Raw genomic sequence first — 22,354 nt, 5'->3', positions numbered from 1 at the left:
TCGACTCCACGTAATGAGCTTTGGTGCGCTTTTTCTCGCCTTGAACGTCAATGATGTGTCAATCACACCGCGCCCTCTAAAGGCGGGTGCCCAAGCGTTGTTCCAGCTCGCGCGCCAAGCGGCGGCGGGCAAAGAAACCCTGGATCTGCTTGGCCTTGATGCTGGTCGCGCACAGGCGCAGCGCGCCATCTCTATCTTTAAGCCGGTAGGTCCGCGAAGCCGCGCATAGTTCTGCTCGCGCGGCGGTGATGGTGACCACCGTGATTTCCAGCGACGCGAGGGGCATGTCTGCCTGCACCTCTGGGTTTTCAGCGCAGGCCCGCTCAATCATTGTCTTGAAGCGGCCAATATCGATCTGGACGCCGCTGCAAAGGGGGCCGACATTGGTGGCGCCACGGCCATCGTCGGGTCCCGGCTGGTCGTCGCTGGGCAATTGTTCGTTGCGCTCCGGAATGACCGCTCGAACGCGGCTCCCATCGGGCCGGGTCAGGTCCAAGAGGATGTCGAGCACATAGATCGGCTCCAAGCCCAAGTTAGTCACGAAACAATGCGCCCCCATGCCGCGCCCGGCGCCAGAGGTAATCAAGATGGACGGACGCCGCTGACGGCGATAGCTGGCCAAGAAGGCGGTCAAATAGACCACCCAGATCAGGGCGGTCAGACCGGCCATGCCGGCGGAAATCAGGGGGGCGTAACCGAGAAGGGTTTGGAACACTGTCCATCCTAGAAGCGGGCTGTGGATGGTCTCACTCCAGACCGTAAGGCCAGATAAGGATTGCGTTCTCGCAGATTGAGACCCGTGCATGGTTAGCTCGTATCGAGGCATGACGCTCTATGCCCACCAGTGGGAAGGCTGCGACACGGATCAGGCCCTCAGCCGCTTTGCGCTCGTGGCTAGGAATTGGCAACTCGACGGGAGATGGTGATGATCACCGAGGACCAAGATGCGAGGCTTCGTGAGCTCTGGGACTGGGTGCTCACTTACCAACCCGCCGAAAAAACTCGCCGGCAGTTCTGGACAGCGTTCGATGCGCAGGCGGGCGATCTACCCCAGCAAGTGTGGGCGGACAATGCCGATGAGGCATTGCGCGAACGCTGGGTAGACCTGTTGAGCCTCGCAAGCGATCGGGGTTTCGATGGTCCCGAAAGCCTTCAAGATCTGCCGATGGCGTGAGGCTTAAAGCTACGCTAACCGTGTTCTTTCAGCAGCGGGGCTTCACGCCACACGGCCCAAGATGCTCAGACCGAACGATGTTTCAACCTCCCTTGCGAGAAGACTGGCACCCGGAGCCGACATGCTTAGCCTCGAAGACATCGATGGTTACATCGAACGAATCTACGCGTTGAACGGGTGGGTGAACGCGATTCCAAATTCAGACGAATTCCGCGAGCGCACGACCATTCGTGAGTTCCAAGAGATGCTGGATGCGAAGCGCGTTGAGCTGGGGTTGACTCCCGAAGTCGACCAGGAACTCCGGACCATCAAGGGTAATGCCGAACTGGATCGTGCTTACCTGGAGCTTGGGATGACACTCGATATCAAGGAGCTGCTGGGGCCGTCTTACTTCGAGGACTTCCCGCTCAACTATTACGACATGCCCGAATACGAATCGGCGATCCTCGCGGTGGAAGCGTTCATGGCCAAGCAGCCAAAGAACGTGGGCGTCAGTTACGACGTGCTTGCGGAAGTCGTGCGGGACCACATGCTCAGCAAGAAAACGGGAGGCTAGCCATGTGCTACAGCGCAGAAGCCTGGACCTTGCTCGATGCGTTCAAGCAGGAGACCGGCTCCGAAATCGACATGAAGGCTTTTTGGGAGCTCTATCTGCAGCGAGATGAGCGGTATCGCGTTCGTAAAAGCGGTGCCGACACCATCAGAATTCCCAAAGGCATGGATCAGAATTTTTTGAGGCCGAAGACGGAGCAAGAAAGAGAGATCCAAGACCTCATCGGCGAGTGGAACGGACGGAAGCTTGCAGAGAGCGTCGACGAGCTTGAAAAACAAAAGCTGCGCTTGGCTACGGCCGAAGCGAAGCTGGCGGTCAAAGAAACGAAGACAGCACTCAATGAGCAGCGCATTGCTACGAACAAAATCGCCCAGCTCGAACGATGGATCGCGGACGCCAAGCGCACCTCGCTGAAGCCCGGAATCGACAATCGGATCTTCCCCGACTGGTATTTGCCAGTGATGATTGTCGAGGACGGCAAGAAGGTGGTGCGCCCCATGCGCTACCACTGCCGGCCTGCTGGCATGGACCCTTCCATCGACCGCACGCGGGATGGTCGTGTGTCTGGCACATACAACGCTCGACGCGACAACCTCACTCGCTTTTGGCGCAATCAATTCGGGTCTACCCATGGGCTCATGATCGCCGAGACGTTCTACGAGAACGTCGATGACGGGAAGGGCGGTAACAAAGAAATCCAGTTCCGCCCCCGCACCGGTGAGCCGATGCTGGTGGCCTGCTTGTGGTCGAAGTGGACCGATCCGAACGGCGTCGAACCTGATCTCTATTCATTCGCCGCAGTGACAGATGACCCTGAGCCCGAAGTGGCGGCAGCGGGCCATGACCGGACGATCGTCAATTTGAAGCCTGAGAACGTGGACGCCTGGTTGACACCGCAAGGTCGCAGCACCGAAGAACTTTTAGCGCTGCTCGACGACAAGCGTCACCCCTATTACGAAGTGATCCAGCAAGCGGCTTAGCTCAGGCCCGCGTCGCAGGGTTCTTCGTCTCCGGGGATGAGCCCGTTGTCTCTCAAGATGCATTGTGTAGCGGACCAGTAATGATCATGGTCCTCGTCGGCAACCCTGTCTTCGATCGCCTCGACGTGGTACGCGTAGGCATCCATGTGCGAGTGCGGCTCAGTGTTCGCCAGCATCTCTGGCACCCAGTTGGCCAGCGCCGCGATGGCTTCGTCGAGCTCCAGACGGGTCATCTTCGTTGGCCGACGCTCTTCCGGCACCAGTGAAGGGGGTGTCGTTTGGATGCTTAGCAAAGCGCCAAGCGCAATGCAAAAACATGCACGGAGTAGGTCAATCGGCGGATGGACGTCCGCTTCACGCGGTCGGGCCTATCTAGGGTTCATCCCTTAAACCGTAGGAGAGCACGCATGTCTGACGACAAGAGCAAGACCGGCAGCCCCGATCGCGACCGCATCAATCTCTCGGAAGACTATGAAGTCCAGTATTGGACCAAGGAACTCGGAGTGACTGCCGACGAACTGCGAGCTGCCGTCAAAGCGGTGGGTTCAACCTCGAAAGCCGTGCGCGAACACTTGAGCAAATAAGCCGGGACATGAGCCTGGTCGACTACCGTCGCAAGCGCAGCTTCGACAAGACCCGCGAGCCCGAACCCGGCAAGAAGGTTCCGAAGGGGCAGCGCGCCATTTTCGTCGTCCAGCTCCATCACGCCAGCCGGAGGCATTACGACTTCCGCCTGCAGGTAGGGGATGCGCTGAAGAGCTGGGCCGTCCCCAAAGGGCCCAGCTACGACCCTAGCGTCAAACGCATGGCCGTCGAAGTGGAAGACCACCCCGTCGACTACGCCACGTTCGAGGGCGATATCCCAAAGGGCCAATACGGGGGCGGGCACGTCGCGCAGTTCGACAATGGGGTGTGGTCCACGGAGGGCGATCCGGAAGCTCAACTGGCCAAGGGCCATCTTCGGTTCGAGCTGTTCGGCACCAAGCTCAAGGGCGGTTGGCACCTGGTCCGCTCTGGGAAGCGTGCCCGGCAACCCCAGTGGTTGCTCTTCAAGGAGAAAGATGACTACGCGGGCACGCTGGAAGCCGACGACATGTTGGCTGACGTGGCGGCTGCGCCCGCCGAGGACTTGAAGAGGGCCGGGGCTGGCAAGGCTGACAAGAAAAAGCTCAAGGCCGTGCCGGTTCGCAAGGGCCGCAAGAATGATTGGGCGAAGAAGGCATTAGCGCTTGCAGGGGCAAAGCGCGCTGGCGCCCTGACGGGCCCCTTCGAGCCGCAACTGGCCAAGCTCGGCGAGTCGCCTCCCCAGGGGGAGCAGTGGATCCACGAGATCAAGTGGGATGGCTACCGCATCCTTGCAACCGTCAGCGACGGCAGGGCGCGGTTGTGGTCTCGGAACGCCATCGAGTGGACGGCCAAGCTTCCTGACATTCGCGACGCCGTCGAAGCATTGGGCCTGACGTCTGCCGCATTGGATGGGGAGCTCATTGCCGGGGCCGGCACCAAGGAGGACTTCAACCTTCTCCAGTCCACGCTTTCGGGAGAACGCCAAGGGGCGCTGGCCTATGCCCTGTTCGATCTGCTCCACCTCGATGGAGTCGACGTATCGGAAGCAACGCTCCTGCAGAGGAAGGAACTTCTTCAGGAGGTTTTGAAAGACGCCTCCAAGCACTTGGCTTTCAGTTCCCACATCGAGGGCGACGGTGACGCTGCATACCAACTGGCCGGCGAACGCCACTTCGAAGGCATCATTTCCAAACGCGCAGATCGGGCCTACCACGGTGGGCGCAGCGACGATTGGCGCAAGACCAAGCAACTGGCGAGCGACGAGTTCGCCGTGGTGGGCTACACGGCACCCAAGGGCTCGCGCACGGGGTTTGGCTCTCTACTGCTCGCCAAGCCAGACGCGCAGCACGGTTGGCTTTACGTCGGCCGCGTGGGATCAGGCTTTTCTGACGAGCTGATGCGTGAGGTCAGCGCGGTGCTGGGGAAGGGCGGTGGTAAGAAGCCCACGGCCCATGTCGGCACGACCGACACGGATCTGCGCACTGCGACCTGGTTCGAACCGCGCTTTGTCGTGGAAGTGTTCTACCGCGGCATTGGTCGGCAAAAACTGTTGCGTCAGCCGTCGCTGAAGGCGGTTCGTCCGGACAAGAGCGTCGACGATTTGGCGGACAGCGACCGGGGTGAAGTGCCTGCGAAGGCACCTCGCCTGTCCAAGACGAAGGCGCGGACGAAAGAAGCGGCAGGGAAGACCGCCAAGGCCAGCAAGAAGGTCTCCGAGAAATCCCTGCCGAAGATGTCGAGCCCCACGAAGGTGCTCTTCCCCGACATCAAGGGCACCAAGCAGGAAGTGTGGGACTACTACTCAGCGGTGATGGACCACTTGCTGCCAGAAATTGAAGGACGTCCGCTTTCCATCATCCGGTGCCCGAGTGGGACCGAGAAGCCGTGTTTCTTTCAAAAGCACCACACCGCCGGACTCAAGCTCGTCTCGTCGGCGAAGTTGAAGGAAGACAGCGGCATCAATGCCCACTACCTCGTCGTGGAAGATGCGGCCGGATTGATGGAACTCGTGCAATTCAATGCATTGGAGTTCCACCCTTGGGGGTCGCACGCCGACCACCCCGACATGGCGGACCGCGTGGTGTTCGACCTGGACCCCGGTCCCGACGTGCCTTTCGCCGAGGTAAAAAAGGCGGCCACCGACATTCGAAAGCTGCTCGCACAGCTGGAGCTCGAATCGTTCCTGCGCGTGTCTGGGGGCAAGGGGCTCCATGTGGTCGTGCCTCTGAACCCTGGATGCGACTGGAACTTGACGAAGCGGTTTGCAAAAGGCTTCGCGGAGACCCTTTCCCAGACCGAGCCCACCCGATTCCTTGCCACCTCCACCAAGGCGCTTCGTAACAAGCGCATCTACGTCGACTACCTGCGCAACGGGCGTGGGGCCACGGCGGTGGCCTCGTATTCGCTGCGCGCGCGCCCTGGTGCCCCAGTGGCCATGCCGCTGTCCTGGAACGACCTGGGTAAGCTCAAGCGTGCGGATGCCTTCACGATGCGGGAGGTGCCCGCGATGCTGAAACAGCGGCGTAAAGGCCCTTGGGAAGGCATCAATGCCATCGAACAAAACCTTGCCCGATGGGCCCATGACGACGAGTAGCCAGATTTTTAGCGCTTCCGCCTTCGATTGCACGAGACCAATCATGAAAGACGACGCTGCTCAGTTGATATGCACGCACATCCATGTGCCAGAAATTCGGACTGAGATCTCCTCCGCATGCTTTCAGTTCGTTGTGCAACGAGCCCATCCCGCCACGGGCGTTAATCCCACTGATCCGGTCGAACTCCTCATGCCCTATCAGGTGCTTCTTTCCATTGCAGGGGCGCTGCCGCGATTGCTTGCCGACATGGAAAAGATGGGTGCAGACAAGACCATCTTTGAAGTGCCTCCGGCTTCGAGCCACTGATGGCCACCACGACATCGACCGATCTTTCGCGAAGATGGGACCCCGCTGCGCTTCCTAATGAGGCATGGCCCGCGGACGTGGCATTCCTTCCCTACGTGGGGCGGCGTTACAAAGAAGGGTGGGATGCTCACCGAGTGCTGCTTTTGGGAGAGTCGCACTACCGCGAAGACGGCATGACCGATTCACCAGATGACACCCGACCCTTTGCCCGCTCTCACTTCGATGGCATGCAGACTGCGTCGCGATCACCCGGGCAGGGCATTTTTTTCAGTGCACTGGATCGCTTGCTAGCGAACAGCGGAACGCCGACCGCCGCCGCCGCTGCTGAAGCCTGGGAACGCGTCGCCTTCGTCAATTTGAGCCAGGTCTTGGCAGGCACGGCCAGCAACCATCGGCCAGAAATTCGTGACATGAGAGTGGCGCGGACGTTCTTGTTCGAAGCATTCTTCCTATCCTGAGACCCACGGTGATCCTCGTTTTGGGGCGTTTCACCTGGGACAAGCTGCCCCATGGCACGCACGTAACGGACGTCTCGCCATACCAGGCCTTGGACATCCATCGGCACGACAGACGTGCTTACGTAGAGATGCGCGAGGTGTGGTCGCTGCACTACGAGGGTGGGTCTGCCTGGATGACGTGGGTGTATCACCCGTTCCGCCACATCGACACCTGGAAGGACCGCGCTTGGGCGCTTCGCCACATGCTCGGGCTGCCGCTACCATCGGCGGATCGCCTCATGGAAGACGCAAGCATTGAACAAGCGAAAACCGTTCCCGCGGCATAGCGGCAAGAGCAAGCTGAAGCCCGAAGGCAAGGCCGTTGCTGCCTCTATGGCGCTGCTCGATCTCGTGGCAGAGAAGATTGACCAGAAGCAACTGGGTCGAAGACTGAAAGAGGAGGTCGGTCTCCAGTGGACCTGGCTGTCGTGCATCCAATATTTGTCGGGGAAGGAAGCGGTCAACGCGCTGGTTGAGCTTCCGAACGACTGGTCGCACGGTGGACGCAGCAAGGTGGAGCTGATGGCCGCAGCGTTCACCGCCGCCCACACGGTGGCCAACGTGCGATCCGATGGCGCGGCGCTTTGTGCAAGCGACCTGGCCAAGGGCATGGCAGGTATCGACATGGACGACTGGATCAAACTCCGGCTTGCCGAGCAGACTGGCCGTGCCCACTGACCGCTTTGGCGCCCCCAGCTTCAAGCTGCTCCTTGCAGAGACCACTTGCCACGCCTGCCAGCAGAAGACGCCCACGTGCGCCCTCTGGGTCCCAAGTGTCGAGGTCATGGGGCCTGACGGAGAGGATCTGTCGAATTACGGCCCCGGACTCCTGAAGAACCTTGAGTGGGTAACGCCCGCAGTGTCTGAGCAGCTGCAGGAGCACGCTCCATGGCTGCGGATGTGGCATGCGAAGCCGACGAGCTACCTGGCGCACCACTGCGTCCACTGCGACGCAGTCCAAGGCGACTGGTTCGTGTTCGGCTACGGCCTGGGGCCCTATTGGCCCGAAACGCGGGAAGAGGTTGCGACGTTCCGATGTGTCCATGGTGTTGGTGCCATCGAAGCAGAGGCCAGCCCGAGCTGGTCCACGTGGATGGAGTGGGTTGAAGACGGTCCACCCGTTGCCGAGCAGGGCAAATAGGCTCGGCGATGGAGTGGGACACCAATCCACTGCTTCGGGAGGAGATCGATGCGCCCGAGCACGGGAAGCCCTCTCCCTACGTCTGGTCGGACGTCATGGGAGTGTGGGTGCTCACTTACGAGGGGCACGCGATCGCAAGGATTCAAGCGGATGGGAAATACAGCCTGCGATGGCGCGAACGCGTGCACGAAGGGAAAGCTGCGTCATTGAGACAGGCGAAGCGTTTCATGGGGCGTTGGCTGGCTGCGTGTGGCAAGAACTCGCCGATGTCGGACGAGCACACGCCGCCCTCGAAGTTGGTGCCATTGGCAGACTTCCTGAAGGACTACGAGGACGGAAGCCTCTGAAGGGTGCTTGGCTTCGAAAAGCTTTGCTGGGTGTAATCGCAGCTTCAGCAAGGGTCGGTAGGGTGACGATGCCCCGGCCGTGTCACTCGCGTCGGTTTCCGGTCAGAACGGTCGACGTTGTGACGGCCGGGGCAATCTCGGCTCAACGATCGTTCCTTATCCGGTCAGACTCACTACCCGACTGAGACTGCTGAGCAACGGTTCTCGCAGCACGCGGTAGGCGTCTCGATCGAATTGCCCGTCGGTGAGTCGGATGCGCCGAGCCGCTGTCAGCGTCGGTGCGCTGCCCATGTAGCGCCAATCCAACACCACGTGGAGTTGGCGCATGTCCGCGCCGCGTTCCTCCAAAGCGATCGCGCCTGGAAACGGCCAAGCCGCTACCTGTCGGTCGTCCAGGACCCCGCGTAAGCGCTCTTCGTGCTCGCTTAAGCTCTCCTGCCCGTGGCAGGCGCCCGCGCATTGCTTGAGCATCGAGCGAAAGCATGGCCTGCCGGGGGTTCCCCGTTCGATCCCCAACAGGGTGTAGCAAAGGCGGTTGTCGTCGGCGATACGGCGCAGCGACGTCATGGCGGAACGTTGGCTGGAATACAGCCCGTAGAGCGCTTGGGCTTTCCCAGGGTCCTGCTCGGATGAATTGACGACCGACACTTGTCCGCAGTGGAGCTGAAGTGAGAACTGTCGGGTGGTCCGACGCAACTTGCGGTTGTAGAGCGGATTGCTGGCCTTGATGAGCTGAGCCTCGAGCAACTGCGCTCCAATATCACCGGCCGTTCTGACATGACTGATCCGGCGTGATTGACGCAACAGCCGGGCTTCTTCCGGGGTGCGAAGGTGATCCATCACCCGCCCTCGGATGTCGACGGACTTTCCGATGTAGAGCGGCAGCACGTCGTCATCGTTGCCATGGAACGTGTAGACCCCCGGAGCGCGCGGCAGGGCGTCGAGCTGACCGCGAAGGTGCTCGGGGTATTCGTAGAGCGCAGCGGCCTCTCGGCGACGATCACGAACAGGACGCATCTGCGAACCCTACTTCCGGCAGCACATTGCAACGAACGACCACAGCAACAACCCGACCGATAAAAAGGGGAGAAATGATGGTCAAGTTCTGTCGCAAAGACTGAGACAGAGCATCTGCGGGGAAAAAACACTGCGATGTCCTCCCTAGTCACAACGCGTGGATGGACATGCATTAGCGCAATTCAAGATGGCCATCGTGAGTCTTTAGGCGCATAAGAACTCTCGAATGCAAGTCGATTTATTCAGCGTCATCTGCAGATTTGGCAGAAATTTGGCCATCTAGAGAGACATCGATCTGATCAATACGCCAGCTCGATGCGCGTGCAACGTTGCGAACTTCCTGTACCTGCGCCGCCGTCAGGTCAATGTTCTTCAGATACACCATGCCTGACAGATGCACCCCTTCTTCGTGCAACCGTACCGCGCATCCCTCTACCCAAGGCAGTTGCGAGATCGCATCGCACAGTTGCGACGTCACCGGGTCGGTGCTGTCGCGTTCGAGTGCCTGCGGCTTTGCGTCGTGAAGATCACGCACGGCGCCACGAAGATTCGTCGCGCCGTCAAGAAGAATGCTGCCTGAAATGACAAGCGCGGCCACTGCGTCTGCCCACCAGAAGCCAAAGCCGATGCCTGCGATACCGACGATGCCCGCGAGCGCAGTCAGCCAGTCTGCACGCCCGACATCCGCGTCTGTTCGAAGCGGCTTGAGAGACAGTGCCTTCGCCAAGGCGAGCTTCTTGCGGCCCAAAATGATGGGCGGTATCGCCGAGGCGGCGAGGGCCGCCATCATGACCCAGCCTTGCCAGATCACCGCGTCGCCGATGCGTACCGAACCAACAACTGGCCGGGTTGCGGAGATCAACGTGTGCAGGCTCTCGAAGACCAAGGCCAGACCCACGCCGGTCAGCGCCACCGCCGAAATCAGGAAGTTCACGTCGAAGGCGCGTTCCCGGCCATTGACGTATTCGGCGTCTACATCCTTTCTGCGGAACCAGCTGGCCACCAGAAAGGCCGACGCGGGCAGCATGCTCAACAGGTCCTCGATGAGCGCTGTTTTCATCGCCTGCGAGCCACCCAAAGCGAGATACATCATCACCGAGACAAGCGACATCCAGAACAGCGTCCAGGTGCACAGACGTTCTGCGCGATGCAGGGCAGCTTGCTGCTCCTGAGGGAGCGCACGCGGTGTTGGTCGACGATTGACGTTCATCGGGCCGACTCGTGGGCAACCAGATAACGATCCAACAGAAGGTGCCATGCGTTCTCGCCTGGCGGCAGGGCGAAGCGTCTAAGCGCGAGCGGTGATGGACGTGCTTCTCGGGTCGGGACTTCCTTCGACCAGCCCACGCGGGGCTTCCAAGGGGAGTCCTTCGCGTGACCGCCGATCACCATGTGCAGGCGAGCTTCCTCCAGCTGGGCCATCAAGGCATCGTGCCCGCCGACGATCCAGTGAACGCGGAACCCATGCGCGCGGGCGAACCGCTCCACGATCGCCGCATCGCTGCCACTCACCGTATCGTCCGGACCGATCACCACGTGCGGCGGATCGGCGCTTGCGCCCACCGTCATGCCGTAATGCGCGCCTCGGCTTGAGGAGTCAGCTGTATCGCGCGGATAGGGTGCGCATCCCGCGCAGACGAGGGACAGCACGGCAAAGGCAGAGAGTCGAATCAGGGTCGCGAGCATACGGGTCTTATGCGCCGGTCCAGGTCAACAATGCGTCACGCCGACCGCCCAATGGCGCATGCATTCCGGGTCTGCATCGATCTGTATATTCATCAGTCCCCCCAGCAGGCATCCGGGCGATGCGATACGCGACCTTCATCGGCGGTAGTTGGCACAGCCGGCGCGAACTGTTGAACCAGCCTGCAGACTTGATCGAGAGAAATGGTCTGGACGGCACGGTCGAGCATTACGAGAAGTTCAAGCCGACAGGCGAGTTTGCAGGCCTGCCTACGTTGCGCTCCGACAGTCATGTGACCTACGTGCTGTCGACAATGAGCCGGCAGGCGCTGCTGCAGGCGATACAAACCTTAGGGCAACCACTGTTTGTGGAGGTTGTCTTCGGGGAATAGCGATGGACCGGCTTGTCTGACTGTCGAGACGCGTAACGACGCATCCGTTCTCAAAACCGGCCGCCTCTGGCCGGAAGCGAAATCGTCTAGCGCAGTGGGATTAGGAAGATTTATAGGGGGTAGAGCACGCCCGCGAATCGTCTGCCGATTCGATAAGGCCTCTAAGCTCCGAAAGTGTGTATTGGAGCCTGTCGATCTCCTCTGAGAAGGCGCGCTTAGCTCAATCTTCTTCGGTACAGTCCTCGGGCTCAGCATCGGCGGACGCGATTGATAAGTCTACGATCGAAATGCGAGGCCGTCGCGTCTGCTGGAAATGCCGTACCCACAAGTTCAATAGTTCGATTGAGCGAAGCTCCTCCTCCGTTAGAAACGGGGCCGTGACGTTGTCGTCTGGGTGCTCTTCCAGCCGCACGGAGAACAGCAGCACCCCGTAAGCAACTAGTCTGCGCAAACCGTCAAAGGCATCGGCCAAGAGCGCCTCTTCTGTCCGCGAATGCATCGAACTGAATGACGACGACGGTTCTCCTAGCAGGCCTAAAACGGAAAGCGGTTTGCCCAAAGCCTTCAGCGGATAGGCCCCGCCAGGCAGGACCTCTCGGCGCGACCAGAGCTTCAGGATCAGGTCTGTCGCCGCCTTCTCCGCCTGCTTAAGCTTGGTGCCCTTCAGCGTTCTCGACTGTTCGAGAAGATCGGCAAGATAGTGGGCCATCCAGCGACCTGCGGTGTCAGTGCTGTCTTCTAATCCAAACTCATGAACAAGCCGGTCCCCAAGTGCCAAAATCTCGTTCGGCGCCCTTGATCGTGCCGTCTTGTCGGAGGAGGAAGATCCTTTCAAACTCGACCTCCTGGGGTTCTTCTTCGTGATCGGAGTATCGGGATCTTCTTGGTTCACGACGCGTTATCTCCACTTCAGCAATTAGATCCTGCTTTCTTTTGCCCAAGAATTCGGCCAAGGCGCATTTGCTGACGAGCAGGCGATGCCCCGAAGACTCGGTCTGCAGACCATAGCGGCGGTCGCGCTCCGTTTCAGTCTCCTGAGTGCCCCAAGCCTGGTACACGAAACTCGGCGTCTGTTCGCCCGCACGGTACCAGCCGATCTCTGGCGCGAAACCTTGCGTCAGCCCGAGCAGTTGGGCGGCGGATTTACCAGGACGGTAGTCGAGGCGTCCAACGCCATTTCGAAACACGTCCTTTTCGTCGAGCATTGTGTCGCCCCCCGGGGAAGTCAGCCATCCGCTCAGTTGGAAACCGGCTTCGTCGATTTCCAAATCGTGGCCCTCGGGGCAGATATAGAACGCCGAGCTATCATGAGTGGTCTGTAGTGCACGAACCAGCGCAACCGCGGTCTCCGGCGATACCAGCCCCGTGGAGATGCGCACGGTCTGGTGATGCTCACTTGACCGGTCGTCGATGTAGGCGTTGGCCACGACGTAGCCAGGCGCGTCGCATGCCATAAGCTCTGAAAGGAGCTCATCGTCCGACACATTCTTAATCCACTCGGTCATGTGGGTGGGCGTCTGCCAACGCATTGGCTGTAGCGGTGCCGGTCCAGCTAGGTCGGCCAGCCAGAGGGGTGGCATGGTGAGCGAGTTGTAATCGATGCGCTCCGCGAGCTCATCCACGCCATAGCTGCGTGCAGCCAGCGGTCGATCGCACAGCAGTTCCCCAGCGGTACACCACATCGCGTTCCACTCCAGATAGGTCTGGAAGTCCTCCAGCGTTGGATTGCTGCCATGGCTCTTGCTGTAGAGATGCCAGTTTCGCTCTCTTAAGAGATGCTTCCTAGGGTCGTGAGCACGGAGGAAATCATCCGGTCGCGCGTCCCATGCATCCACGATCCATCGCTCAGCAATGGTAAGGAACTCGCGCGGCGTCACATCCCCGAACGCACGGAGCAATGCGTCGTACCAATATCGCAACGTATCCATACCATCGAAATGGAATCGCAGGCCTTCATCGTGACTATGGAGGGAATCGAAGCTCCTACCGTAGTCGCGCTTCTTCCGGCTGCGGGGCAGCTGGGTGCAATTGACTTGGGCCAGTGCTCTTCTATTCCCGTTGTCGTCGACGAGATGACCCGATTCAATGAGCTTCAGGCAGGCGTCGCGTGCAAAGCCCCTGACCAGCAGGTGGGGGAATTCTTCGTCCAAAGCAACTTGCTGGAGCCAGCGTCCATGCTTGGCTACCGTCTCTGGCGATTCCAGCGCGATCCTGTCTAAGGCGATGGTTAGCCACAGGCGTGCTGCCACCCAGTAGAAGGGTGCTCCAGGCATACGGAAAGCCGAATCCGAGGTGCGCGCATACTGGGCGACGACGGCATCTACGATGGCGTGCTCTCCCAAGCGAGCGAGGCGCCGGAGTGCGTGAGCGCAGCGCCAGCGAACGCGGACATCGACATCGCCTAGCATGGCGTAGAAGAAGCGGCCCAGGGCTTCAATGATGTTTTTGGGGATCGTGGCTGCCGCAACGCCTTCCCTGTCTCGGTCAACGATGCGGCTGGCGAGACGCTGTATGTACCAGCCAGAAAGTTCCGAGACCTCCTTGCTTTGCAGTTCGCCTGTAACGACACCAGACACGGCAAAGAGGTCAGACGCACGAAACCGATCGAAGTTGAGCTCGATACCGCGTAGCAACACGTCACCCAGTTCGATCCCTGCGGAGCGCGCCATAGTCAACGCAGACTGTAGTTCGTCGTCATGGTGGGGAAGGTATCGGCACAGCGCCGCCAGCCGTCGAGATAGCAAATCCGCAATTTGCCGATCCCGCCATTGGGCAACCGAGGGGCTGCCAGCCCACGTCTCGAGTCGGGCCAGCAGAGCATGCAGAACTCCGGTCTCGTTCCACGTCGCATCCAATTCCAGAAGCGCCTCGAGGTGACCGATGCGAAGGCGACCGGGCACTTGCTGCGCAGCCTGCGACAGGAAGTCTTCGGCAGAGCGGTAGTGCCCATCTTCGCGGGACTGTTCCTGCATCCGGCGAAGTTCAGCCCCGAGCAAGGCCGCGTTGACCAGCACCGCTGCGTCCCATAAGGGAGGCTGAGAGGGCTGCTGGACATCCGTGTCGCGAGTCGATTCTCCGGCGGTTACGTCCGTAGTCGGCGTCGCGGCCAGCGTGCGACGGAAAGCGTGCTGGGCACCCAAACGCTTGGACCAATCTCCCCGGGCATGCGCGGCAGCGAAGGCACGGATCGAGCGTTCATTGCCAAGGCGACCGAGCAGGCAGTCACGCGCGAGTTCTTCGGCCATGGCGGCGGACGCATCGCTTCCGTCGCGTTCGGCCTGATCGCAAATCTGGGTCAAAGCATCATTGTCGATATCCTGCAGCAGCACGACGAACGATGCGGCTTGCGCTGCAGACACCGCTTCCAATTCGAGCCCGGCCTTGAGCGCGCTGTCGAGGGTAAAGCGCAGGTCGGCCAAGTCCGAATCGTCCCAGCGAGCGACTGCGGCGAGTGCGGTAGGAAAGTCCAGCTGCGCGAGGCATCGAATCGAATCGGGCCAAGGGAAGTGGTCGTCGCTGTCGATGCGGATCGCGGCATCCTGGATGACCTCGGTGAGTTCCGAGGCGAGGACGTGCCCGCCGGTACTGACACTGCCATGACTCTGCATGGTCATCCGCGAGATCAGGCGAAGCTGGTCGACAACCTCCGTGTCCAGCTCTCCAGCGACTTCTATGGACCACTGGAAGATGACATCGGCATCCGACGGGCTGATCATTGCCATTAGCGATGCGTAGGAGGACAGTGCCTCCGACCGATCTCCAGCCGGACTGCGCTCGGTGCGCTTAACAGAGGCGGCCTGCGCGATGCAGGCGATCAGGGGGTCGTGCAGTGACGGGACCGCGGCCAATCGAAAAAATAGCCCACGCCCACCACTTGACGACCAGCCACGACCGACCGCGAGTACGCAGTCCATAATCAAGGCTGGCTGGAAATCCGTTGTCAGCAGCAACGACAAGCTCTGCGCAGCCTTGGTCCGCATCGCGGCGGTCCCGTAGCGACGATCAATGCGCCAGCTTTCGCGCTCCAACCGTCTAGTTGCCTCTTCGAGCAGTCCGGCGTCGATGGCCGCATGGTTGGTCGATGCGATAAGCATCTTTGCGCGTGCGGCGTACAGTTCGAGGAACGCGTCGATCAGCTCGCGTATCTTGCGATCATGATCGTCGGCGTGGCTGTCGTAACGCGCCTTCCTTTTCTCTTCCTGAGACCGCTCAGGCCTTGGCGTGAGGATCGGTTGGGCCGCACCGTTACCTCCGGAGAGGACGTCCGTCAGCGTTACCACGCGCAAGAAGGCATCGATCATCAGGTGGTGCGATTCGTGGACCTTGTCGATGCGCCGAAGCTCGGGGTCCAGAAAAGGCGACAGCGCGTCCATAGCAACGCACAGGTTCCCATTGCGTGCGATCAGGATCTCAGCAGCAGTCAGCGCTGTTTCGACAGTCCACAGCCCTACCTCATCCTGCGTGAGTTCAGCGCGGGCCAAGATTGTCCCCGCCTTGCGCGTCCAGCGCCCGATCCGACGAAGGCCGGACGCTACACGTTGCAAGTCCACGTTGCGTCCCGCGGCCGCCATCGGGATCAGTAGGAACAGTGCCTCAACATCGTTGAGGCGCTCCGCTGCTTTCTCAAGATCCTCAGTCCTTCCCTCTGCGAGCAGGCGACTGATAAGGTCCTTCGCCGAGCAGTGGGCGACGTGACGCGACCGAATGCGGCGGTAGTGTCCAACGGCCGCCACAGCCCCTTCCAGTAGCAGTGTCGCGTGGATGGCGGCGCCAATATCCCTTGGAGAGACCTGCCACGCTGTCGCGTGGTTGTAGCGCCTGATCTTGTCGTCGAAGTCATCCCTGCGCGCGCGTTCCCATGCGCGAATGCGACGCCATCCCTCCCTGACGGAGATCGCGTCGCCACGCGCGGCGTCTTCAGCCAGCAGATGGAGCAGGAGCGGGCCGTGGTCGGCGATCCTCTCCGGATTGCCGAGGACGAGCCGACTCGCGGTGTCCTTGGCGTAGCGCGAGGTGAGATCGGGATTGGCCACGAGTTGCGTTAGCGTCGCTTCTTCCGTCTTCATAGCCTCGGCGCCGATCAGCACGAACCGCAGCGCTTGGGCCGCATCCTTCGAATCTCTGCACACGCGGATCGCCAATTGCAGCCGTTGTACCTGTACCTCACGCCTGCGGATTGGATCAGGCAAGAGTGCGACAGGCGGGAGCGGCTCGCGTTCCACGAGCTCCAGGAGATCCTTGCTTCTGCCGGCGGTGAGTAATGCAGGAGCGACGTTCAGGGCCGCGTAGGTGTCGATACCCGATCGGCTGTGGAGGTATTCAGCCGCACGAGCCTGTACATCCTCGATCGCTGGCTGCGCAGCGTTTCTGACAAAGGCCTCGAAGTCTTCGTCGGCGAAACTAATCAGCCCGCCAGTATTCCGCACACCCGGCGCGAGGTCAGCGCAGATGTCGCTGATCATGGCCTTTGTCTGCCCCAAGACGATGGCCAAGTCGTCGGCGGGAATCGGGCGTGGGAGCGATATCAGTCCTGCGCAGAGGTGCGCCAAATCGTTCTCGCGCGCGTTCTTGCGAAGCGCGAGCAGAAATTGTTCGCCGAACACCTGGTCCAGATTCTTTCCCATCGGAAGAAGTGCGTCCAGCGCACGTTCGGGCGTGTTGGCTGCGTTCTCGAAGGCGTAGGCCTGCACCCGGGGCACGCCACCGGAAAGATGATGGAAGTCTTCGACCCAAGGCGGTGGCGCCGCCCAATACCGCCGGGCGTTCAAGGCAGTCTCATCCGGCGAAAACGACGGTAGCGGAAATCTCTCGAAGTTTGCGGGTAGCGAGAGGTCCGGTAGCCGGCCGGTGCGCGCACTGATCAACACACGCACGTTTTCAGGCAGCGCGTCCATCGTTACTAGATCGCTGACGAAGCTGGCCTCAGGCGGAGATCGCGTCTGTGCCGCCAGTACCGCGTTGTCCGCCGCGTCAATGGCTACGACCAGCAAGGCGCCTGGCGACGTTGCAGCCATCGCGGCGGCGGCCGAATCCAAGCGCTTACGGAAGGCTCGCGGATAGTCGCGTAATGCCTGAGGCACGAGCAGGAGTGGGAGGCCAAGTCGATACGCAATCTCGTTGGTGAGCTGTACGAACGCATCCTGGGGACGATGGCGAAGCGCGCTGGCATCGAGGTAGGAGCCAGCGCCGTAGCAATCGAAAACCACCATCAGCGAGCCTGCGGGCAGTTCCTGGTCGATCTGCTGCAAAGCGGTAGTCTTGCCTGCGCCCCCGCTGCCATGCAGACACAGATGCCGAGCACCTGCCTTCATCCTGGCTGCGATTTCTGCCGAGACCGGCCGAGGTACCGCCCAAGTCACCGGGTCGATCTTCGAGGGACAAGGGAACAGCGCGTAGTCTTCCGATACACCCGCAAACTGGACCAAGACCTTCTCGCGCGTAATCGCTTCGCCAGCCGCCTCGGGAAGCATTCGCTTTCGGATGTAGTCGCGCACGCGGTTCGCCGATGCGAGCAGTTCGGCGTCAGTCCAACCCGCGATCTCCTTCAGCATGCCGTCTTCAACCGCGAAGCGTGAGCCGCTTGAGCCCTGCAGATCGAGCACTCTGGCGAATTCGACGAACTCTGCTGGCTTCAGTCCGCTGGCGTGGACCAGTCGGTGAAGGTCGGGCAGGTTAGGTTTCCAGCTGCGGCCATAGGTGCTAGGTACTGTGCTGCGCGCCTCTTCGACCAGTGTCAGCAGTTCGGACGCGACCGGCTGGTTCGAGACCAGAACAATGCGCAACGAATTGTTTGGCCTGCCTGGACGCTTGACGAGCAAGCCCTTGTACGCATCAGCCAGTCGACGGATAGGCGACGTCTTGGGTCCACCATTCTTTCCCGCGCAGAGCCGCGACGTCGTCCACGCGGTGCTCGGGTTCGCTGCTGAATACTTTAGCTGTTGAATCTCGACCCGCTCTGCGCTAGCCGCGTCGTCGCCCCCAAACAGCAGGCTGCAATCCACCCCGTCCCAGGTTTTGTCCGTGCCTTCATTCGCTGTCAATCCCTCAACTGTCACGACCGATAGAGAATTGCCGGCATCGAGCAACTTCAGTGCCTGGCGCGCAGCCCACAACTCATGGAACTCGTCGCCAGTGTTTGATCCTCGTGCGGAGGTGTAGTCAATTTGAGATTCGGACTGCGACACTAAGCGCTCTCTCAGGTTGCATGCTCTTCCGCATCGTCCTTTGCATTCAGCGACCCCGTCAACACAGAGCACCAGGCTGGGCTTGCGAGCATCCGCCTGCAGCCAGTGTCACTCCAAGACGGCGGCGCCCGATTGCAAGTCAGCTCTCGAAGAAGACCAAGAGCCCTTCGAAACAATTCCTTCTTGAGAAGGAAGTTGCTCGACACTTATCGACGCCAACACCTCGACGACTGATAGGTTCGCGGCGGCGCGCCGGTGCGATCAGTTTTGCGTCCAAGTCTTAGGACGAGGTGGTGGTGATGCCGGAAGGTCCCGAGCCCAGGACGCGGCAATTGGTGCGCGCTAAGCCTATTTGAGGAGCCGACCTGCCGGATTGTCCTCTGCTGCACCTGCTTGAAAATAACCGATTACGCTCGCTACAGAACGATGCTCTGTCATCGCCATTACGGCCGGAAGTGGGACGCCTTGCTTGCCAGCCTCAGTCACAAACCCAGACCTCAGACTATGCGCTCCAAAATCTCCCTCTAACCCAGCCAGCCGCGCTCGGCGCTTCACGATCGTGGACACTGAGCCGGGGAACAGGGCGGGACCAACGCGATCTTTCCAGATCCGCCGGAACATTGCCCCTTCGCGAATCCCCGCCGCATCGAGCCAGGCTGCGAGCGCTTCTGCACTGCGCCCTAGGATCGGCTTGTCTGGCGTCGAATCCGCCTTCACCCCTGCCTGTTGGGTCTTCGAGTACTCCAGCCTGTAGATGTAGCCATCGCCGCCCACCTTACGCAGGTCGCGCATGTCCGCCGCTGCGATCTCACTACGCCGACGTCCTCCACTGGCGAACCCGAAGCAGAGCAGGGCGCGATCACGCAGGCCTTCGAGGCTGTCGTCACAAGTGGTCAGCATGGCCTCGAGCTCTGCACGTGTGATAGCGGTCTTCTTGGCGGGTCGCTCGCCACGTTTCACCGCAGCCCGACGGGCCCGGCTGAGCAGCGTGCGAACGCTAGGTAGCTCGCATGGATTGGCCAGACGCTTCAGTTTGTGGGCCGTGGACAGTACAGCGACACGCTGAACCACGGTCGATAGCTTTAATGGCCCGACCCTGGCTTTGAGACCAGACACCACCAAGGCTTGATCCAGCGCCGGCGGCAGCTCGCTGACAAGACCGGCTTTGCTCGCTCGCTGGATGTGGTCGACCAGAAATTGGATCACCACAGCCTCACTCACGGGCAGTGCCATTTCGACTCCGCAACGGCCTTGGTGCCAGCCGGCCCAGTAGCGCAAGGCGGCCGCGTAGCTGCGGGTGGTGTTGGCCGCGGCGGCCTCAGCGAGTAGTTCACGGACCGCATCGGCGGCTTGCTGTGCAAGCATTTCCGGCAGCACCAACTGTGCGGCGGCGGTCGCTGCAACCGTAGACAGGGTGGTTTTTCGATTCATACTATGTAATGTACGTTATGAAAAAGGGTGCTTACTAGTGATAATCATCACTTATCGCGAGTACGCAATCAACAGAGTAGGGCACTTCCGTAGGAGGCACTTCCATGGCTCGTGGCATCACTGAATCCGACGTTCACGCGGCTGCTGACGAGATCGTTGGCGGCGGCGGGCGACCAACTGTCGAACGCATCCGTGCCCACTTGGGTACCGGTTCGCCGAACACGGTTATCAAGTGGCTGGAGACCTGGTGGCGAGGGCTTGGCGGCCGGCTGGACACTCATCATCGCGGTCTTGCCGTTCCAGAGGCCCCCGAAGCAGTGGCTGGCTTGGCAGGAGAGTGGTGGGCGTTGGCCATAGAACACGCGCGAAGCGTTGCGGAAGTTGCGCTGGCAGCAGACCGCGCAGCTCTCGAACGTGAAGTCCAAGCTCTCAAACGCGATCGAGAGGCCTTCGCCGCCGACGCCGCTGCTTTGCGGGAACAGGTATCGGGAGCGAACCACAAGGCGGAGCTGGCTATCGCCCAGACCGCCGAACTTCAGCGTTTGGCGGTTCGGCTTGAGGAGCAGCTCAATGAAGTCGGCCGGCAGCGCGATGCGGCCATCGCCCAGGCGGCGGATGGCGAAACCACCCGGCAAGTCCTGGAGGCGCGGATCCAGTCGTTGCAGGACGCTGCTCAGGCCGAGCGCGAGTCACTTAGCCAGCATGTCCGTGCAGTTGAGGATCGAGCCCTCAGCGAGATTGACCGAGCACGTCAGGAAACCAAGGAAGTGAAGGGGCGACTGCTTGCGTCCTCCCGCCAATCGTCGGCTGCCGAGAAGTCGCTGCGTGAGTTGATCGACCAAGCCAACTTGAGGGCGGTGGAAGCGTCTCGGGATGCTGTAGCCCAGCGGGCTCGTGCGGACGCGCTTGAGGGCCAATTGGGCGCGTTGGGCGATCTACCCGCGGCGCTTGAAGCGGCAATCCGACGCTCTGATGCTCACCCAACGGCTCGGAAGCCACGCCGTCGAGCCAAAGTTGCGGCCGCGAAACAGACCGAACCAAAGAAGCAGCCGAAACCGCCAGAACCAATCCGACGTCTTACCAAAGTGGCCGATTGATGCAGCTGTAGGTTTGTCGGGACGCGCCGTCGTATCGGAGCACGACATGGTTAAAGGAAATGTTGCCCGAAGCGGGCTGTACAGTCATTGGATGCTTTCAGCTCTAAGTGGTTGATCGACCTAGAAGCGGTTGTAGGGAGATGACACGGTTACGGGTCATGTCATGGTTAGGGATCAGACGACGGAGTTTGGGTACTACCGACAGTGGCGCCCGGAATGGGCGCCGCCTGCGACTCCGCAGCATCACTCCATTTCTTACATAATGTACATTATGCGAAGTTCCGTCAATATCTACGTGACCTTGCGCGGCACTTTGTGACATTGGCCCACCGAATCGGAGGCCATCATGCCCCGCTGCCGGCATTGTGAGATCGAGACGGACATCGAGCACCACGAACGCGTGGTCCACAACAAGACGCCACTGCATGGGCCATGGGCAGGCTGGCGGATGGCCGGCAAAGACCTCGTTGCTCCGGACGGTACTCGAGTATCACCAACGCGGATGCGTGGCGTCCTGTTCCGGCTCGAAGCCGAAGCGAGACTCGAGCGCGCTCGAGCGCGGAACGCTCGAGAGGAACGGCGTCACCGTGAGCTGGTCAAGGTCGTGGTCGTGGATCTCGGGGATTGGCGCCGGCGTCACTTCGGAACGGGCGCGGCGTAGGAGCGTATCCGCAGGGCGCTGCCCTGCACCCGGTGTACGATGCGGGCGCAGTTCAAAGGAGCGGAAGCCATGGCACGGAAGCAGCAAGGAAACGGATATCAGGCCTGGACATATGCCCTCGCCGGCTTGCTGGCCCTGACCAACTCAGCGTGGTTCCTTTCGAGCAGAATCACAGCAAACGATAACGCGGCCGCGCTAAAGGCGGCACAGACTCCGCCGGCTGTGCGAGTCGAAGAGCGAGTGGTCTACAGGGACGCGAACATGCAGGCCGAAGCGGCAGCTGGGTTAGCAGATTTGCGGGAACAGCGTGCTCGAGCGAACGGTGCTTTGCTGCTCGAGCACGCCGAGGCGGAATACGGGAAGGCAAACGTCCGCTGCTACGGCTCGACACTCATGGTTAGGCGAGCGAGCGCGTGGTCAAGTATGGGCAGCTGTTAGCAAAGTGCGTCAGCTCCTCGCGTTGATCCAAGCCCAAACCTCTTCGGCAAGAATGCCTACGGCATAACCATTCCTGAGCGGAGTGATAAACAGCCGATCATTTCCGTCGAGGACTTCTTTCAGCTCATTGTCGAGCTGCACCAGAGAAACATTCGTATCCACAAAACGAACTGTTTCTAAACCCGTGTCGTAGATGTTGTCGTGTCTGTTGAGCCTCTCTTTGAAAGCTCTCTCCTTGGCTGCGTAGTTTGGCTCTCTATTGAGATTCCATGTGACGACATAGACGGCCATA

Annotated in this window: 22 protein-coding genes; 13 read left to right on the top strand and 9 right to left on the bottom strand. The window is 60.6% G+C overall.

Annotated features, from left to right (window positions below):
- Window positions 1-76 precede the first annotated feature (76 nt).
- Window positions 77-670 (bottom strand): hypothetical protein, encoded by a 594-nt coding sequence (locus AC3A5T_RS09805; protein ID WP_487628405.1) that lies wholly within the window; start codon window positions 668-670, stop codon window positions 77-79.
- 255 nt (window positions 671-925) lie between these two features.
- Between AC3A5T_RS09805 and AC3A5T_RS09800 the strand changes: the two genes are divergently transcribed.
- The 3 genes from AC3A5T_RS09800 to AC3A5T_RS09790 all read left to right on the top strand — a co-directional run bounded on the left by AC3A5T_RS09800 (window position 926) and on the right by AC3A5T_RS09790 (window position 2,707).
- A complete protein-coding gene (locus AC3A5T_RS09800) occupies window positions 926-1,174 on the top strand; it encodes a hypothetical protein (RefSeq protein ID WP_487628404.1) in 249 nt (82 codons plus the stop codon).
- 121 nt (window positions 1,175-1,295) lie between these two features.
- Window positions 1,296-1,730 (top strand): hypothetical protein, encoded by a 435-nt coding sequence (locus AC3A5T_RS09795; RefSeq protein WP_487628403.1) that lies wholly within the window; start codon window positions 1,296-1,298, stop codon window positions 1,728-1,730.
- A gap of 2 nt (window positions 1,731-1,732) precedes the next feature.
- Window positions 1,733-2,707: an SOS response-associated peptidase family protein gene (locus tag AC3A5T_RS09790; protein WP_487628402.1), complete on the top strand. Its 975-nt coding sequence runs from the start codon at window positions 1,733-1,735 to the stop codon at window positions 2,705-2,707.
- On the opposite strand, the gene AC3A5T_RS09785 is transcribed toward AC3A5T_RS09790, so the two are convergent.
- Entirely contained in the window at window positions 2,704-2,940 is a 237-nt protein-coding gene (locus AC3A5T_RS09785) for a hypothetical protein (protein WP_487628401.1), read from the bottom strand. The two genes, AC3A5T_RS09790 and AC3A5T_RS09785, sit on opposite strands and share 4 nt — an antisense overlap.
- Before the next feature lie 174 nt (window positions 2,941-3,114).
- Between AC3A5T_RS09785 and AC3A5T_RS09780 the strand changes: the two genes are divergently transcribed.
- From AC3A5T_RS09780 to AC3A5T_RS09750, 7 genes are all read left to right on the top strand, one after another.
- Window positions 3,115-3,291 (top strand): DUF3606 domain-containing protein, encoded by a 177-nt coding sequence (locus AC3A5T_RS09780; RefSeq protein WP_487628400.1) that lies wholly within the window; start codon window positions 3,115-3,117, stop codon window positions 3,289-3,291.
- 8 nt (window positions 3,292-3,299) lie between these two features.
- A complete protein-coding gene (gene ligD / locus AC3A5T_RS09775) occupies window positions 3,300-5,867 on the top strand; it encodes a DNA ligase D (protein WP_487628399.1) in 2,568 nt (855 codons plus the stop codon).
- A 43-nt stretch (window positions 5,868-5,910) separates the two neighbouring features.
- Complete coding sequence (locus AC3A5T_RS09770) at window positions 5,911-6,174, top strand: hypothetical protein (RefSeq protein ID WP_487628398.1); 264 nt, start codon at window positions 5,911-5,913, stop codon at window positions 6,172-6,174.
- Complete coding sequence (locus AC3A5T_RS09765; RefSeq protein WP_487628397.1) at window positions 6,174-6,632, top strand: hypothetical protein; 459 nt, start codon at window positions 6,174-6,176, stop codon at window positions 6,630-6,632. The genes AC3A5T_RS09770 and AC3A5T_RS09765 overlap by 1 nt, the downstream gene beginning before the upstream one ends.
- An 8-nt stretch (window positions 6,633-6,640) precedes the next feature.
- A complete protein-coding gene (locus AC3A5T_RS09760) occupies window positions 6,641-6,958 on the top strand; it encodes a hypothetical protein (RefSeq protein WP_487628396.1) in 318 nt (105 codons plus the stop codon).
- Entirely contained in the window at window positions 6,927-7,349 is a 423-nt protein-coding gene (locus AC3A5T_RS09755) for a hypothetical protein (protein WP_487628395.1), read from the top strand. Before AC3A5T_RS09760 ends, AC3A5T_RS09755 begins: the two co-directional genes overlap by 32 nt.
- Before the next feature lie 471 nt (window positions 7,350-7,820).
- Window positions 7,821-8,159: a hypothetical protein gene (locus AC3A5T_RS09750; protein ID WP_487628394.1), complete on the top strand. Its 339-nt coding sequence runs from the start codon at window positions 7,821-7,823 to the stop codon at window positions 8,157-8,159.
- Window positions 8,160-8,315: 156 nt separating this feature from the next.
- Here the strand turns inward: AC3A5T_RS09750 and cho are convergent, their stop codons facing one another.
- From cho to AC3A5T_RS09735, 3 genes are all read right to left on the bottom strand, one after another.
- The gene (gene cho, locus AC3A5T_RS09745; protein ID WP_487628393.1) at window positions 8,316-9,176 is read right to left on the bottom strand and encodes an excinuclease Cho; all 861 of its coding nucleotides are present in this window, start codon (window positions 9,174-9,176) and stop codon (window positions 8,316-8,318) included.
- Between the two features lie 238 nt (window positions 9,177-9,414).
- Window positions 9,415-10,386 carry a cation efflux transmembrane domain-containing protein gene (locus AC3A5T_RS09740; RefSeq protein ID WP_487628392.1) on the bottom strand — a complete coding sequence of 324 codons (972 nt, stop codon included), beginning with the start codon at window positions 10,384-10,386 and terminating at the stop codon, window positions 9,415-9,417.
- Window positions 10,383-10,862, bottom strand: coding sequence for an ABC transporter substrate-binding protein (locus tag AC3A5T_RS09735; protein WP_487628391.1), 480 nt, complete (start codon window positions 10,860-10,862; stop codon window positions 10,383-10,385). Before AC3A5T_RS09735 ends, AC3A5T_RS09740 begins: the two co-directional genes overlap by 4 nt.
- A 119-nt stretch (window positions 10,863-10,981) precedes the next feature.
- Here AC3A5T_RS09735 and AC3A5T_RS09730 point away from each other — a divergent pair, with 119 nt between their 5' ends.
- Entirely contained in the window at window positions 10,982-11,251 is a 270-nt protein-coding gene (locus AC3A5T_RS09730; RefSeq protein WP_487628390.1) for a hypothetical protein, read from the top strand.
- Between the two features lie 220 nt (window positions 11,252-11,471).
- Here AC3A5T_RS09730 and AC3A5T_RS09725 read toward each other — a convergent pair whose 3' ends face one another.
- From AC3A5T_RS09725 to AC3A5T_RS09715, 3 genes are all read right to left on the bottom strand, one after another.
- Window positions 11,472-11,960 (bottom strand): hypothetical protein, encoded by a 489-nt coding sequence (locus AC3A5T_RS09725; protein WP_487628389.1) that lies wholly within the window; start codon window positions 11,958-11,960, stop codon window positions 11,472-11,474.
- Between the two features lie 40 nt (window positions 11,961-12,000).
- A complete protein-coding gene (locus AC3A5T_RS09720; protein ID WP_487628388.1) occupies window positions 12,001-18,435 on the bottom strand; it encodes a hypothetical protein in 6,435 nt (2,144 codons plus the stop codon).
- Window positions 18,436-18,783: 348 nt separating this feature from the next.
- The gene (locus AC3A5T_RS09715; RefSeq protein WP_487628387.1) at window positions 18,784-19,866 is read right to left on the bottom strand and encodes a site-specific integrase; all 1,083 of its coding nucleotides are present in this window, start codon (window positions 19,864-19,866) and stop codon (window positions 18,784-18,786) included.
- Window positions 19,867-19,970: 104 nt separating this feature from the next.
- On the opposite strand from AC3A5T_RS09715, the gene AC3A5T_RS09710 reads away from it, so the two are divergent.
- Complete coding sequence (locus AC3A5T_RS09710; RefSeq protein ID WP_487628386.1) at window positions 19,971-20,963, top strand: DNA-binding protein; 993 nt, start codon at window positions 19,971-19,973, stop codon at window positions 20,961-20,963.
- A gap of 346 nt (window positions 20,964-21,309) precedes the next feature.
- Complete coding sequence (locus AC3A5T_RS09705; RefSeq protein WP_487628385.1) at window positions 21,310-21,624, top strand: DUF3653 domain-containing protein; 315 nt, start codon at window positions 21,310-21,312, stop codon at window positions 21,622-21,624.
- A 447-nt stretch (window positions 21,625-22,071) separates the two neighbouring features.
- Here AC3A5T_RS09705 and AC3A5T_RS09700 read toward each other — a convergent pair whose 3' ends face one another.
- Window positions 22,072-22,353: a hypothetical protein gene (locus AC3A5T_RS09700; protein WP_487628384.1), complete on the bottom strand. Its 282-nt coding sequence runs from the start codon at window positions 22,351-22,353 to the stop codon at window positions 22,072-22,074.
- Window position 22,354 lies beyond the last annotated feature (1 nt).

It is taken from the genome of Luteimonas sp. Soil_C_16 (genome assembly GCF_057657295.1).
The sequence above is the reverse complement of the archived record's forward strand: the minus strand, read 5'-3'. Positions and strand labels throughout refer to the sequence as shown.